This is a genomic window from Geomonas sp. Red32 (assembly GCF_023652955.1).
In the GTDB taxonomy this organism is placed as follows: Bacteria; Desulfobacterota; Desulfuromonadia; order Geobacterales; family Geobacteraceae; genus Geomonas.
In genome coordinates this window covers 120,733-135,027 of the sequence record NZ_JAKLOY010000008.1, presented here as the reverse complement: position 1 = coordinate 135,027, position 14,295 = coordinate 120,733, and the positions used below count along the sequence as shown (strand labels likewise).

Genomic DNA, 14,295 nt, shown 5'->3' with positions numbered 1-14,295 from the left:
CTATGTTCCATAAAGTTCTCATTGCCAACAGGGGCGAGATCGCCCTCAGGGTCATCAGGGCCTGCAAGGAGATGGGGATCAAGACGGTTGCCGTCTACTCCACCGCCGACGCCGAGTCCCTGCACGTAAAACTCGCCGACGAAAGCGTCTGCATCGGCCCCCCTCCCAGCCACGCGAGCTACCTGAACATCAACGCCATCATCTCCGCTGCCGAGTTGACCGACGCGGAAGCCATCCACCCGGGCTACGGCTTCCTCTCGGAAAACCCGGTCTTCGCCGAGATCTGCGAGAAGTGCGGCATCACCTTCATCGGACCTACCGCCGAGAGTATGCGGATCATGGGGGACAAGATCTCTGCCCGCCAGGCCGTCATCAAGGAAGGGGTACCCATCCTCCCCGGCACCAAGGAAGGTGTACACGACGTCAACGAGGCGATCAAGGTCGCCAAGCAGATCGGCTTCCCGGTCATCATCAAGGCTACCGCCGGTGGCGGCGGCCGCGGCATGAAGATCGTCCACTCGCCGGCCGCTCTCCCCAACGCCTTCGCCACTGCCAGGGCCGAGGCGCAGGCGGGCTTCGGGAACCCGGAAGTCTACATCGAGCGCTACTGCGAATCTCCGCGCCACGTCGAGATCCAGGTGCTGGCCGACAAGCACGGCAACGTCATCCACTTGGGCGAGCGCGACTGCTCGATCCAGCGCCGTCACCAGAAGGTGATCGAGGAGGCTCCCTCCACCGTCACCACGCCGGAATTGCGCGAGGCGATGGGTAAGGCCGCCGTCGCTGCCGCCAAGGCCGTCAACTACAACAGCGTCGGGACCATGGAGTTCCTGGTCGACAAGAACAACAACTTCTTCTTCATGGAGATGAACACGAGGGTCCAGGTCGAGCACCCGGTCACCGAGGCGGTCACCGGCGTCGACATCGTGAAGGAGCAGATCCGTTCCGCCTACGGGCTGCCGCTGCGCTTCAAGCAGAAGGACATCAAGATCCACGGGCACGCCATCGAGTGCCGCATCAATGCCGAGGACTCGATCAAGTTCACCCCCTCCCCGGGGCGCATCACCGATTACCACACCCCCGGCGGCCTCGGCGTCAGGGTCGACTCCTTCGTGTACACCAACTACACCGTGGTGCCGCACTACGACTCCCTGATCGCCAAGCTGATCGTGCATGCCGACACCAGGGAGGAGGCGATCCGCCGCATGGCGCGCGCCCTCGACGAGTACATCGTGGAAGGGATCAAGACCACCATCCCGTTCCACAAGCGGATCATGGCCAACAAGGACTTCATCGAAGGGAACATCGACACCGGTTTCATCGAAAGGCTGGTAATGGAGTAAGGTATGGATTTTCCTGAGGAGCTTAAGTACAGCAAGGAACACGTCTGGGTCCGTCTGGAAGGAGCGCGCGCCGTCTTCGGGCTCACCGACTACGCCCAGAAGGAACTGGGGACCATCGCCTCCGTCGATCTCCCGGAGGCGGGCGACGACCTGGAGCAGGAAGACTCGTTCGGCTCCATCGAGGCGCGTAAAACCGTCGCCGAACTGTACGCACCCCTCTCCGGGACCGTCCTGGAGGTGAACTCGGAGCTGCACACCACCCCCGAGTTCGTAAACGACGATCCCTACGACGCCGGCTGGCTGGTGGTCATCGAGATGGCGGACGAAGAGGAAGCCAACCTGCTGATGACCGCGGAGGCATACGAGGAGTATGTTTCCGTGTCGGATGAGGACGAGGAGTGACGGACCTCGTAGATTGAACTGCATAACAACAAGGCGAGATGATCTCTCGCCTTGTTCTTTTTGGCCTCCTTCCTTTTCCGCCGCTCCCCTCGCCGCTTTAGGGTGAGGGTGGCCGGAGGCCGGGGGAGGGGGGCCGTTAAACTTTCGGTAGAGGCTTTCCCGTGACTATCAATATCGGACACATCCAGTACGCCAACTGCACCCCCATCTTCACCTCCCTTGAATCCAATTTCGACTGCTCCGGCTACCGCTTCGTGGACGGCGTCCCCTCGCACCTCAATGCGATGCTGAGGGTAGGGGAGCTCGACGTCAGCCCGTCCTCCTCGATCGAGTACGCCCAGGCCCACGAGCAATACTGCCTGCTGAGGGAGCTTTCCATCAGCGCCGTCGGACCGGTCAAGAGCGTCTTTCTCTTCTCGACGGTCCCGGTGGAGGAGTTGAACGGTTGCACCATCGGGCTCAGCACCGAATCCGACACCTCGGTGAATCTCACCCGGGTGCTGCTGTCCCGGATGTACAACTTCGAAAACAGCTTCGAGCGGACCCCGCTTCCGCTTGACGAGGCGCTGGCCAAGTATCCCGCCCAGGTGGTAATCGGTGACAAGGCGCTGAAGGGGGCTGCCGCCGGCGGGCCCTACCGGGTCTACGACCTCGGCGAGCTCTGGCACCGGTTCACCGGTCTTCCCTTCGTGTTCGCCCTCTGGATCGTGACCCGCAAGGCGGCGCGCGAGAAGCGGGCCGAGTTGGCGGCCTTGGGACGCGACCTGGTGGCCGCCAAGGAGCTCGCCTACCGGAGCTATCCCGAGATCGCGAGCAACTGCGTGGAGCGGGAGTGGTTGAGCGAGGAGGAGCTGGTGGATTACTGGCAGACCATCTCCTACGAGCTCACTCCGGCCCACCTGGATGGAGCCCGCCTATTCTTCCGCCACTGTTACGAGATGGGGATCATCCCAACGCTCCCCGATATCCGCTTCTTCGACGAGATCGAATAAGAAAGCGGGGCCCGGTATCACCGGTGCCCCGCTTTTCTTTACGCCTTCTTTTCCCTTTGGCCGCGTGAGCAGCCCCTGTCCGTTCTAGCCTGCCGTCCGCAATGCCCGCTCTAGCTAACCCCGCATTCATCCTCAGATCCAGCTACCGCCCGCGATGCATCCACAGAGCATGGACGCCGGAATCAGGTCCCCCCTTTGCGAAGGTTCATCGGTAAATACTGGGGGATAGAAGGTCCCCCCCTTTGAAAAAGGGGGGACAGGGGGGATTTGTGACGTTGGCAGCAGGGAAAATCCCCCTAAATCCCCCATTTCAAAGGGGGACTTGAGCTTCCATGAAATTTCCCGATGAACCTTTGCGAAGGGTGGACAGGGGGATTTATGGTTTGCAGCCTTTTCTCTTAAATGCTTCCCGCGAGCTTCCTCGCCGCATAATCGGCCAGGATCTTCGCATGGTCGAAGCAAAGAGGCTGCGGCAGCCGATCGAGCGGAAACACCGCGAGCCCCGCCGCATCGTCCCCCGCCTGCGGCTTGCCGGTCGCGGTGGCGGCATAGACCGTGGATATGTTGTGGCTCCGTTTGTCCCTGGCGGGGTCCGAGTAGACCCCGAGCAGCCGCAGGTTATTCACCTCGAGCCCCGTCTCCTCCAGGCTCTCCCGGGCCGCCGCCGTCTCAACCGATTCGCCGTAATCGACGAACCCTCCCGGAATCGCCCACCCGTACGGCTCGTTTTTCCGTTCTATGAGCACGATCCCCTCGGCTAGCTCGATGATGACATCGACGGTGGGGAACGGATTCCTGTACGCTTTGATCGTATGCCCGCAGTTGGGGCAGGTGAGGGAATCGTGAGCCATGGACGCCTCCTGGATTAAAAAGTCCCCGGTGGTATGTAGTACCATTTCGGAATGAAAAATGACGTTTCGCGAGAAAAAGCGACGTTTTCTGAGCTGAAGTGACGATTTTGAAAACGAAATGACGATTTCGGCGACGAAATTAACGTTTTGGTGCTGGAAATGACGTTTTTAAAAACGAAATGACGATTTTAGCCGCAAAAATGACGTTTCGCGGAAAAAAATGACGTTTTTGGAGACGAAGTGACGTTTTCGAAAACGAAATTGCAGTTTCGCCGGCGGAAATGCAATATCCGGCACGAGCATGCCCTTTCACCAACCTACGAGTCGGCCGCCACGCAAAGGGGAGCCTCGGTGCATAAAAAAAGGGAGGACCATGTCGAGTCCTCCCCTTTTTGCGTCGCCGCAGTCGGTGAAACGCTTACTTCTTCTTCTTGGAGCCGGCTGCCTTTTTGGAGGCTTTCAGCGGGTTGATCTTCGCATCGTCGGTCTTAATCTCGACCTTGACGTGGGAAGCGAAGTTGCAGATGCCGGCAGCCCACTTCTTTTCCGGAGCCGGGTAAGCGCTGCAGACTTTGCCGATGGTGGAATCGACTACACGGTCGCACCCTTCGCAGTTTTCCACAATGTTCTGGCAAGACCCACTCGTAAAGACGCAACCCTGTTTACCCTGAAAAGTACACTCGGCACCAGGAAGTACGGTTTGACATTGCATGGTTGAAGCCTCCTCTAATCCTTCGAAATTGTTGATAGAGGTTACTCTACCAATTCCAAAAGAATAATGTCAACCCAAAAAGCCGCAAGTTTTCTGTGTGAAACTTGACTCTCACAGGAGAATCGATTAATCTTTTAAACTTCGGTCAAATCAGCACTGGACGCGGTTTTATGGGTCAGGCCCCCTGCCTCGTCAATCATACCTCGGGAGGATTTTTATGCAGCGTATTACCTTCGGCACTTCTGGCTGGCGGGGCATCATGTGTGAGGATTTTATCTTTGAAAATGTGAAGGTGGTGACTCAGGCGATCGCGGACAATGTCAAGGAATCCGGAGAGGCCGGCAAGGGGATCATCGTCGGATACGACTCCCGCTTCATGGGCGAGTCCTTCGCCCGCGAGGCGGTCAGTGTGCTGGCTGGGGCCGGTATCAAGAGCTTTCTCTGCGTGCGCGACACCCCGACCCCGGTAATTTCCTTCGAGATCTTAAGGCGCCACACTGCTGGGGCCATCAATTTCACCGCCAGCCACAATCCCCCCGAATACAACGGCATCAAGTGGTCCCCGTCCTCCGGCGGGCCCGCACTTCCCGAAACCACCCGCGATATCGAGCGCAGGGCCAACGAGATGGCCGGAGAGATCTGCTACCAGGAGATCTCCATCGAGGAGGCCAAGCGGAGAGGACTCCTCGAAGAGATCGATCCGATGCAGGCCTACCTTGAAGACATCTCCAAGAAGGTGGACTTCCGGGAGATCGCCAAGCTCGGGACCCTCGCCGTCAATCCCCTCTACGGCACCGGCCGCGGCTACCTCGCCGAACCGCTCAAGGCGCACGGCGTGCAGGTCGTGCAGATGAACGCCCATCGCGATCCTTACTTCGGCGGCTTCCCTCCCGAGCCCTCCGAGAAGTATATCCAGGACTTCATCCGCCTCGTCCAGCAGGATCCCGAGATCCACCTCGGCATTTCCACCGACGGTGACGCCGACCGTTTCGGCATCGTGGACCGCGACGGGAGCTTCATCGAGCCCAACTATATTATTGCCCTGCTGCTCGATTACCTGGTCAGGGTGAAGGGGATGACCGGCGGGGTAGGGCGCTCGGTGGCCACCTCCCACCTGATCGACGCGGTGGCCAAGATGCACGGGATCCCGGTCTACGAGACGCCGGTCGGCTTCAAGTACATCGGCGAGCTGATCGGGCAGGATAAGATCATCATCGGCGGCGAAGAGAGCGCCGGGCTCACCATCAAGGGGCACGTTCCCGAGAAGGACGGCATCCTCGCCTGCCTTTTGACCGCCGAGATGGTGGCCCACGAAGGGGCGCCGGTTAAGGAGCTCCTGGAGCGGCTCTACAGCAAGGTCGGCCGCTACCTCACCAAGAGGGTCAACCTGGAGCTCTCCCCCGAGCTCGAATCCGCCTTCCCCGAGCGCATCGCCGCCACTCCCGACAGTTTCGCCGGGGTGAAGGTGAAGGAGCGGATCACGGTGGACGGCAACAAGTTCATCCTCGAGGACGGCAGCTGGCTCCTCTTCCGGAAGTCCGGCACCGAGCCGGTGGTACGCCTCTACTGCGAAGCCTCCAACGAAGACCGCCTGCAGTCGCTGGTGAAAGCCGGGAGAGAGTTCATCCTGGGCTAGGGACGGGGCTCTTATTGCTTACCAAACGGGCATGCCTGCGCCACCAGACGCAGCGCATGCCCGTTTGTTTCTTTAGCTGCACGAAAGTCCCCCTTTGAAACAGGGTGATTTAAGGGGATTTGATTTAGGCCCTGGCTTGGATTAAATCCCCCCCGGCCCCCCTTTTTCCAAGGGGGGAGTGTCATAAAAAGGCGGGATGTCAGCCTATGAGAGCAGGCAGGTGATGATGTTGGTATTTGTTAATCGATTTAACTGTCAGTAAGGAGCGGGAATTGCAATAAAGTTGATGCAGGTCAACCAATAGGTGTTATCTGATCGTTATGCTGTAGATCGATGGAACTTTTGGGTTTCAATTTAAACCAGCTTTGCGCTATGATACCGAGACTATCTAAACAGGAGGGTCTATGTGGGACTATACTGATAAGGTTAAAGAACACTTCCTCAACCCGAGGAATGTTGGTGAGATAGAAGATGCCGATGCGGTCGGCGAGGTAGGAAGCCTGGCCTGCGGCGACGCTCTCAAACTGTTCATCAAGCTGGATGAAAAGAAAGAGCGGATCGTCGATGCCAAGTTCCAGACCTTCGGCTGCGGCAGCGCTATCGCCTCTTCCTCGGCTCTAACCGAAATGGTGAAGGGCAAAACCCTCGACGAGGCGCTCCAGGTGACCAACCAGGAGATCGCCGACTTCCTCGGCGGGCTTCCCGAAGAAAAAATGCACTGCTCGGTCATGGGGCAGGAGGCTCTCGAAGCCGCCATCGCCAAGTACCGCGGCGTGGATGCTCCCGCGCACGGGCACGGCCACGACCATGTCGAAAACGAGGGCGAAATCGTCTGCAAGTGCTTCGGCCTGACCGACGGCTTCCTCAAGAAGGTCATCGCCGCCAACAAGCTGCACACCGCCGAGCAGGTGACCCATTTCACCAAGGCCGGTGGCGCCTGCGGCGGCTGCATCCCGAAGATCAAAGAGATCATTGCCGAGGTCATGGGCGAGGAGAAGAAGGCTGCCGCCAGCAAGCCGGCCGCCAAGCTGACCAACCTGAAAAAGATGCAGCTCATCCAGGAAGTCCTGGAAAACGAGGTCCGTCCCCAGCTGTGGGCTGACGGCGGCGACCTCGAGCTGGTCGACATCGACGGCTCCAACGTCCAGGTCGCCTTCCGCAAGGCCTGCGCCGGTTGCGCCTCCTCCGGCTACACCGCCAAGTTCGTCGAGCAGAAGCTCCGCGAGCTGGTCGCTCCCGACATCAACGTCCAGGAGGTCCAGGGATAATGAAGGAGATCTATCTCGACAATAACGCCACCACCAAGGTAGACGAGCTGGTCTTCGAGGAGATGCGCCCGTACTTCTGCGAACTGTACGGCAACCCGAGCTCCATGCACTTCTTCGGCGGCCAGGTGCAGAAAAAGGTCGACCAGGCGCGTGCCCGCGTGGCGGCACTGCTCGGCGCCCACCCCGACGAGATCGTCTTCACCGCCTGCGGGACCGAGAGCGACAACTCCGCCATCCGTTCCGCGCTGGAGGTATTCCCGGAGAAGCGTCACATCATCACCAGCCGCGTCGAGCACCCGGCGGTTTTGACCCAGTGCCGCAACCTGACCAAGCGCGGCTACCGCGTCACCGAGCTCAACGTCGACGGCGAAGGACGCCTCGACATGGCTGAGCTGGAAGCGGCCCTCGACGACGATACTGCACTGGTCTCCCTCATGTACGCCAACAACGAGACCGGGGTCATCTTCCCCATCGAGGAGGCGGCCAAGCTCGTCAAGGCCAAGGGCGCGCTCTTCCACACCGACGCCGTGCAGGCCGTCGGAAAGATCCCGCTCGACATGGCGGCCTCTTCCATCGATCTCCTCTCCATCTCCGGCCATAAGCTGCACGCCCCCAAGGGGGTCGGCGTTCTCTATGTCCGCCGTGGCACTCCGTTCCGTCCGTTCTTGGTCGGCGGCCACCAGGAGCGCGGCCGCCGGGCCGGCACCGAGAACACCGCCTCCATCATCGCCATGGGCAAGGCATGCGAGCTGGCCATGGAGCACATGGCGGACGAAAACACCCGCGTGCGCGCCATGCGCGACCGCCTGGAGCGTGAGCTTTCCGCCCTGATCCCCAACACCCGGATCAACGGCGGCGGCGCCGATCGCCTCCCGAACACCCTTTCCATCGCCATGGAATTTGTGGAAGGGGAGGGGATCCTGCTGCTCCTCTCCGAAAAGGGAATCTGCGCCTCCTCGGGGAGCGCCTGCACCTCCGGGTCGCTGGAGCCTTCCCACGTTCTGCGCGCCATGGGGGTGCCCTTCACCTGCGCCCACGGCTCGATCCGCTTCTCGCTCTCCCGTTTCACCACCGACGCCGAGATCGATACCGTCATTAAGGAGCTTCCGCCGATCATCCACCGTCTGCGTGAGATGTCTCCCTTCGGCAGGGAGTTTTTGAACAAGAAGTAGAACTTCCCCGCGGGGAGGTACGCAACCGGTAAAGAGGGGGACAGGCTTCGGCTCGTCCCCCTTTTTGTTGCCTGGGGCAGCCTCAAAACGGGCGGACAATTTACCTTTTGCGGTAGGGAATTTCGGTTGCGGAGGGAGGATACTCTTCCCCATTGCTTTCAAACGATCCGTGCATCAGGGTGTCTCTGGTAAGTGGCTGAAAACACGGCCTCATTCTCGCCCCGTCTTTCCCCTTGAAGGGGAGTGGATCTCCGGCACCTAGTTGGTACGCTGTATGCTAAAGCCTAGGGTAAGGAAGTTAACCACGCAACTCAGGAGGCTGACCATGAAACGAGTTCTTACCGTTATCGCCAGTGCCCTGGTAGCCCTTTCCTTTGCCGCCCTTGTGTCGGCAGCCGAAACGACCACCACGACCACCACCACGGAACCTGCAGCCACCAGCGCGCCGGCCGGCGGTGAAACCAAGGCCCCCATGAAGCACCACAAAAAGCATCACAAGAAAAAACACCACAAAAAGCACCACAAAAAGGTCATGAAGAAAGAGACGACCACCACCACGACCACCACGGAACAGCAGGTTCCCCCGCCGCCCAAGTAACAACCTGGCCAGCGGTTTTCATAGAGACAAAAAAGCCGCCCCCGTATGGGAGCGGCTTTTTTGCGTTCGGCGGTCATGGTAACCGCCTCGGTTTTGGTTGTACTACAGCATCCGTTTCGTGGTGGGCGTGGTACCCTCCATCGCCAAGCCGAGGGCGGATGCACCGTGGAAAATCATTTCCAGCGAGACGAAGAGACCGATCACCCAGAGCCCGGTAACCGGCCACTGCGCGATGATCAGGAAGCCGAGCACGATCGAGATGAGGCCCGAAATGATCGACCAGAGCCAGTACCGGTGAGATCTATGCTGGAGCCAGAAGCCGATCCGAACCGCGCCGAGGGCGATCAGGGCTCCGGCGAGGAAGAGCGTGAGGCTCAACGAAGCGGCGACCGGGTTGCTGACGATCAGAATCCCGGCAATCACGTAGAGAACACCGAGCAGGGCGCCGCCTATCACGTACCGCTGGCCGTGATACGAGAAGCTCTGCACCAGTTGGATGATGCCGCCAGCGATGGCCAGGGCGCCGAAGAAGATCACGCTGGCGACGGTCATGGCGGCGGCCATGAAGAATCCGATTATCCCGAAGAGGAAAAAGAGGATCCCCGAGATGGCCAGCCATCCGCGGTGAACGCCGACGTCGTCGTAGATGTCATGGGCGAACCAGCTGTGCTGGAAGAGTCCGTGGTGAAAGAGGTCATGCCCGTGAGGGGTAGAGAACCGCATACCATTCACCTCCTTGTGGAGTTAAAACCGCTAACCCGCTTATGTTATTGTACCTCGTACCTCCTCCACAATTCCAGGCCGTCGTAGGACTCCTCGAAGCCGAATTCTTTGAGCGGTTTCGCATAGGGAGACGAGGCCGCAGCCTTGCCGTTGATGCTCTGCACCGGCACCCGCTTGAGCGGGTTGAACTCCCGGGTCAAAAGGACCTTGAAGAACGTGAGGTATTCCGGCAGCCGCGGGTCGTCCGGGGGCGCCTGGAAGTCGAGCTCCTTTCCATAGCGCTTCGAGACCAGCACGAGCTCGGTGTCCCGGTACACCAGGTGGGTGGAGGGGAGGCGGGAGGGTAGCCGTTCGCGGATCCCGTCCAGCCCGCTTCCGCAGAGAGAGGCCGGGTCGGTGGCGTTCATCCAGTACACCATCTCTCGCGGAAGCCCTTTCTCGAGTTCCCTGAACGCCTCGTGGGAAACGAACTGGAGACCCGGCAGCCCCTCGAAGAAGTTCCCCGAAAGAATCTCCCCCGACATCTCCATGATGCGCAGGGTGCGGAAGAGCCTGCTCCACTGCAGGGACGGGAGCTCCCGCGTCAGGAGTTCCTTGAAGAGGATGCCGTAGCGCTCTAACAGCACCCGCACCCGGTCCTTGTTCCTCTCCTCCCGCTCGAGGATATCCGGCGAGGGGGGCGTGCCGGGGAGGAGGTACCAGTTGCCGGCGTGTTCCTGGCCGCGGTTCCAGCGGCTGGGGAGCGGGGGGCGGCGGTAGTCTCTTCGGGGCTCCGCTTCCTTCGATGTGAAGCGGTTGAGGATCCCCTTGCGGACCGCCGCGAAGGAGTCGTTGCTGACTTTTCCGCGCCAAGCGAGATTCCAGAGGTCGCCTGCCACGGTTGCCGACGAAAGCCCGGTGGTTAGGCAGATGGTTGGCAGGGAGTAGTGACCCTTCGGGTCCGGGATGAGGCGGGCGATGGTTTCCTCGCCGGCTCCTCCGCTCTCTACCTGGTCCTGGAAGAGATCGAGGTCCTCGGGGAAGGCGAAGGAGAGCTTCTTATCGCCGCAACCGAACCAGAGCAGGTCGCTTGACTGCATGAGGCTGTCGAGCCAGGGGGTGAAGTACGGATGGAGCCGGGCGGGAAGTACTTCCTCCTCCCAGGCGGCGGCCGGCAGCGGCGTGCCGAGCAACTGCTCCAGTTTCCTCCGCAGATCGTCCACCGAATCCCCCCGCCGGACGACTCCCTGGTGGTGGGCCAGGAAAAGGGGGAGGAAGGAGAGCTCCAGCGCCTCGAAGGGTGCCCTGCGCGAGCGGCGGAGCATTCTCAAGAGCGATTCCAGGTTTGCCGCGTCGCAGACCTGCCGGGTTTCGCCCACCCCTTCGCTGAAGGAGTCGACGACGACCTGGCTACTCTCCTCGAGATCGCCGATGGCCTCCTGGAACGTGGCAGGCGGGATCCCGAGCGCCGCCTGCAGCCCGCTCAAATCCACCGGACCATTGTAGGCGAGCCACTTCCCGAGGAGAGATGCGGGGCCGGTCTCGTCCTCGCTTCCCTCACCCGCGGCCGCCCGGCCCGCCCGTTCCACCATGGTGCGGGCAAGATCGGCCAGCCGCGGACGGAGCGACTCCTCTCCGGTCAGGGGCTCCAGGGTCAGTTCCTGCCACTTCCGGGCTACTCCCCGCGTCACTTCCGGCAGCATTTCGACGGCCGAGACGAGAGGCGCGGCGGCTCCCGGGATTCCGACCAGGCAAACCCGTTCCCTCACCTCCCGGGATACCTCTTCGGGAGCGAGGCCGCTATCGCGCTCCATGGCCCCCTGGAGATCCCGCCATTCGTCCAGTGGAATCAGCAACCGCTCTTTCACCCAATCGATCAGCTCCCGCGGGGAATCGGGAGCGTAGCCGGGGGCTGTTCGGTGCTGCTTGGCCTCGAAAATGGCGATCAATTCCTTCGGAAGGCGGGGACGCAGGTGCGAGGAGAAGGCGAGCTCCTTCAGGAGGTCCTGCCCGAGCGCCGAGGTCCGGGTGGCCAGCGGGGTGTCGTCCTCGTAGACGTACTTGTTGGTCTGGAGCCAGATCAGGTCGCGGGCGAACGGCGTGGCGGCGGTGGTGCGTATCTCGGTGACCCGGATCTCGCGGTCATGGAGCTCCTCCAGCATCCGCCTGAGGTCGGCCAAGTCGAAGTCGTCCTGCAGCGCCGAGCGCCAGGTCTCCAAAAGGACCGGGAAGTCGCGGTACTTGAGCACGGAGGCGAGGAGCTTCTTCGAGCGGAGGCGGTTCAGCCACAGCGGCATCCGGCGTTTGAAGCTTGTACGAGACAAAAGAAGTGCGCGCCCTGCGTTCTCCCGGAAGCGGGCGCCGAAGTAGCCGGTTCCTTCCAGGGAGACCCGCAACAGCGGCTCGAGATTCTCCGGCACCACCAGGGAGAGGATCTCGTCCAGTTCGACCTCGTGCGGCACCAGAATGGCGATCCCGTCGTTGTTGTAGAAGGTCTGGAGCGGGTAACCGTAGCGCTTTTCCCAGGCGGCGGCGAGGGCGAAGGTGAAGGGGCGGTTGAGGCTGTTTCCCCACAGGGTGTGGAGGATGATCTGCTGGGCCTCGCCGTCCGCCAGGGGATCGTGGAAGTGCTCCACCAGGAGGTGGTGCCGGTGGGGAAGCTCGCTTCCGCTGGCCTCGCGCTGTCTGCGCAGGAAGGCCCGCAGCGCCTCGGCGGCGGTCTCGTCCATGGAGTGGCGCTCGCGCATGTCATCGAGGAAGCTATCGCTTTCCAGATTGCCGGCGCAGTACTCGAGGAAGGTGGAGACCTTCTCGGAGTAGAAGAAATCGCGGTCGAGCTCCTCCGCCCGCCAGAACGGGATGATCTGCTGGGGCTTATGGGCGGCGACGACCTGGACGGTGCTGTGGGTGATCTCGGTGATCTGCCAGACCTGGGCACCCAAGGCGAAGGTATCCCCGAGCTTTCTTTCCCAGACGAACTCCTCGTCGAGCTCGCCGATCTTGGCGCCGCTCTCCTTGACCCGAAGCTCGTAGTAGCCGCGTTCCGGGATGGTGCCTCCCTCCAGGTAAATGAGCATGGAGAGCCCCGGCTTGGTGGAGATGGTATCCTCCAGCCGGTCCACGGTGGCCCTCGGCTTGAGCTCGATCACCCGGGAGTCGGCGTACTTTCCTTCCAGCATCCCGACCACGAGGTCGAACTGCTGGCGGGAGAGGTTCCGGTACGGGTAACTGCACCTCAGGAACTCGTACAGGTCCTCCAGGTTCCACTGTTCGGGGAGGGCCATGGAGAGGATGATCTGGGCCAGGAGGTCGAGGGGGGCCTCGATGGGATGCAGCTCCTCGATCTCACCCTCGGCGATGGCGCGGGAGATGACGGCGGCGGAGATGAAGTCCATGCCGTTGGTGGGGAAGAGAAGGCCGGAACTGGTTTCGCCGACGCCGTGGCCCGAGCGGCCGATCCGCTGGATTGCCGAGGAGATGGAGCGCGGGGTCTGGATCAGCACCACGCTGTCCAGCTTTCCGATGTCGATGCCGAGTTCCAGCGAGTTGGTCGCTACGATCGCCTTCAGCTCACCCCGCTTGAGCCCTTCCTCCACTGCCAGGCGGATCTCGCGGGAGAGCGAGCCGTGGTGCGAGTAGGCTACTTCCTCCCCGCTCTCCTCGTTGATGAGGCGGGTGATCTTCTCGGTGGTCCTCCTGCTGTTGGCGAAGAAGAGGGTGGAGCGGTGCTCCCGGATGATCTCGGCGAAGCGGCGGGCAAGTGGCAGCCAGAACTCGTCTTCTGGGCCGCGCTCGCTCTCTTGCGGCGCAGTGATCCGGAGATCGAACCGTTTGGTCCGCTCCCCTCGCACCAGGGCGACCGGGCGGCGCTGGAAATCCCGCCCGGCCAGGCGCTGTCCCCCGACGAACTCGGCGACGGTTTCCAGGGGGCGGACCGTGGCGGAGAGGGCGATGCGCTGGAACTCTCCGCTTAGCAGGGTGAGGCGTTCGACGCCGGTGATGAGATGGGTTCCGCGCTTGTTGCCGGCGACGGCGTGGATCTCGTCGAGGATAACGGTCAACACGGCGGTGAGGGTGGCGCGGCTCCCTTTGGAGGTGAGGAGGATGTTGAGGCTTTCCGGTGTGGTGATCAGGATTTCGGGAGGATGGCGGAGCATCCTACGGCGTTCGCTGCCGGCGGTATCCCCGCTACGGGTCTGGACGCCGATGGCCGGGAAGGTGGCGCCAGCCTTCGCGAAGTACTGCCTGAGATCCTCAAGCGGAGCCAGGAGATTCCGGCGGACGTCGTTGTTAAGGGCTTTGAGAGGGGAGATGTAAAGGACCCTGGTTTCGCCGGAAGGCCAGGCGCCGGTGACCAGTTGGTTGATCGCCCACAGGAACGCCGCCAGCGTTTTTCCACTGCCGGTGGGAGCCGTGACCAGGACGTGGCGCCCGAGCATGATCTCCGCCCAGGCGCGAAGCTGCACATCGGTCGGCTCTCCCACGGTTTCGGTGAACCATCGGGCGATGAGCGGATGGAAATGACTGAGGACGTTCGGTGGCATAAGGTCTCGTAACGATTGGGGGGACAGTTAACGATTATAGCACGGAAGAGTGGGGGGAGCCTTTGGCTGCAATGC

At 61.4% G+C, this 14,295-nt stretch carries 11 protein-coding genes; 7 read left to right on the top strand and 4 right to left on the bottom strand.

Going from position 1 to position 14,295, the window contains the following annotated elements; genetic code table 11:
• The first annotated feature begins 2 nt into the window (after positions 1-2).
• The 3 genes from accC (at position 3) to L4X63_RS18975 (ending at position 2,737) form a co-directional block, all read left to right on the top strand.
• Positions 3-1,343: an acetyl-CoA carboxylase biotin carboxylase subunit gene (gene accC, locus L4X63_RS18985; protein WP_250680235.1), complete on the top strand. Its 1,341-nt coding sequence runs from the start codon at positions 3-5 to the stop codon at positions 1,341-1,343.
• A 3-nt stretch (positions 1,344-1,346) separates the two neighbouring features.
• On the top strand, positions 1,347-1,745 hold the full coding sequence (gene gcvH, locus L4X63_RS18980) for a glycine cleavage system protein GcvH (RefSeq protein ID WP_250680234.1): 399 nt from the start codon (positions 1,347-1,349) through the stop codon (positions 1,743-1,745).
• A 161-nt stretch (positions 1,746-1,906) separates the two neighbouring features.
• Positions 1,907-2,737, top strand: coding sequence for a menaquinone biosynthetic enzyme MqnA/MqnD family protein (locus L4X63_RS18975; protein ID WP_250680233.1), 831 nt, complete (start codon positions 1,907-1,909; stop codon positions 2,735-2,737).
• A gap of 398 nt (positions 2,738-3,135) precedes the next feature.
• Here the strand turns inward: L4X63_RS18975 and L4X63_RS18970 are convergent, their stop codons facing one another.
• Both L4X63_RS18970 and L4X63_RS18965 read right to left on the bottom strand, forming a co-directional pair.
• Positions 3,136-3,588, bottom strand: coding sequence for an NUDIX domain-containing protein (locus tag L4X63_RS18970; protein WP_250680232.1), 453 nt, complete (start codon positions 3,586-3,588; stop codon positions 3,136-3,138).
• Positions 3,589-4,006: 418 nt separating this feature from the next.
• Positions 4,007-4,300, bottom strand: coding sequence for a PxxKW family cysteine-rich protein (locus L4X63_RS18965; protein WP_250680231.1), 294 nt, complete (start codon positions 4,298-4,300; stop codon positions 4,007-4,009).
• A 217-nt stretch (positions 4,301-4,517) separates the two neighbouring features.
• Here L4X63_RS18965 and L4X63_RS18960 point away from each other — a divergent pair, with 217 nt between their 5' ends.
• The 4 genes from L4X63_RS18960 to L4X63_RS18945 all read left to right on the top strand — a co-directional run bounded on the left by L4X63_RS18960 (position 4,518) and on the right by L4X63_RS18945 (position 8,974).
• Positions 4,518-5,936, top strand: coding sequence for a phosphoglucomutase/phosphomannomutase family protein (locus L4X63_RS18960; RefSeq protein ID WP_250680230.1), 1,419 nt, complete (start codon positions 4,518-4,520; stop codon positions 5,934-5,936).
• A 404-nt stretch (positions 5,937-6,340) separates the two neighbouring features.
• Positions 6,341-7,204, top strand: coding sequence for a Fe-S cluster assembly protein NifU (gene nifU / locus L4X63_RS18955; RefSeq protein ID WP_250680229.1), 864 nt, complete (start codon positions 6,341-6,343; stop codon positions 7,202-7,204).
• Positions 7,204-8,376 carry a cysteine desulfurase NifS gene (gene nifS, locus L4X63_RS18950; RefSeq protein WP_250680228.1) on the top strand — a complete coding sequence of 391 codons (1,173 nt, stop codon included), beginning with the start codon at positions 7,204-7,206 and terminating at the stop codon, positions 8,374-8,376. Before nifU ends, nifS begins: the two co-directional genes overlap by 1 nt.
• Before the next feature lie 325 nt (positions 8,377-8,701).
• On the top strand, positions 8,702-8,974 hold the full coding sequence (locus L4X63_RS18945; RefSeq protein WP_250680227.1) for a hypothetical protein: 273 nt from the start codon (positions 8,702-8,704) through the stop codon (positions 8,972-8,974).
• Positions 8,975-9,076: 102 nt separating this feature from the next.
• Here L4X63_RS18945 and L4X63_RS18940 read toward each other — a convergent pair whose 3' ends face one another.
• Together L4X63_RS18940 and L4X63_RS18935 are read right to left on the bottom strand one after the other, a co-directional pair.
• The gene (locus tag L4X63_RS18940) at positions 9,077-9,697 is read right to left on the bottom strand and encodes an HdeD family acid-resistance protein (RefSeq protein WP_250680226.1); all 621 of its coding nucleotides are present in this window, start codon (positions 9,695-9,697) and stop codon (positions 9,077-9,079) included.
• A gap of 44 nt (positions 9,698-9,741) precedes the next feature.
• Positions 9,742-14,220: a DEAD/DEAH box helicase gene (locus L4X63_RS18935; protein ID WP_250680225.1), complete on the bottom strand. Its 4,479-nt coding sequence runs from the start codon at positions 14,218-14,220 to the stop codon at positions 9,742-9,744.
• Positions 14,221-14,295 lie beyond the last annotated feature (75 nt).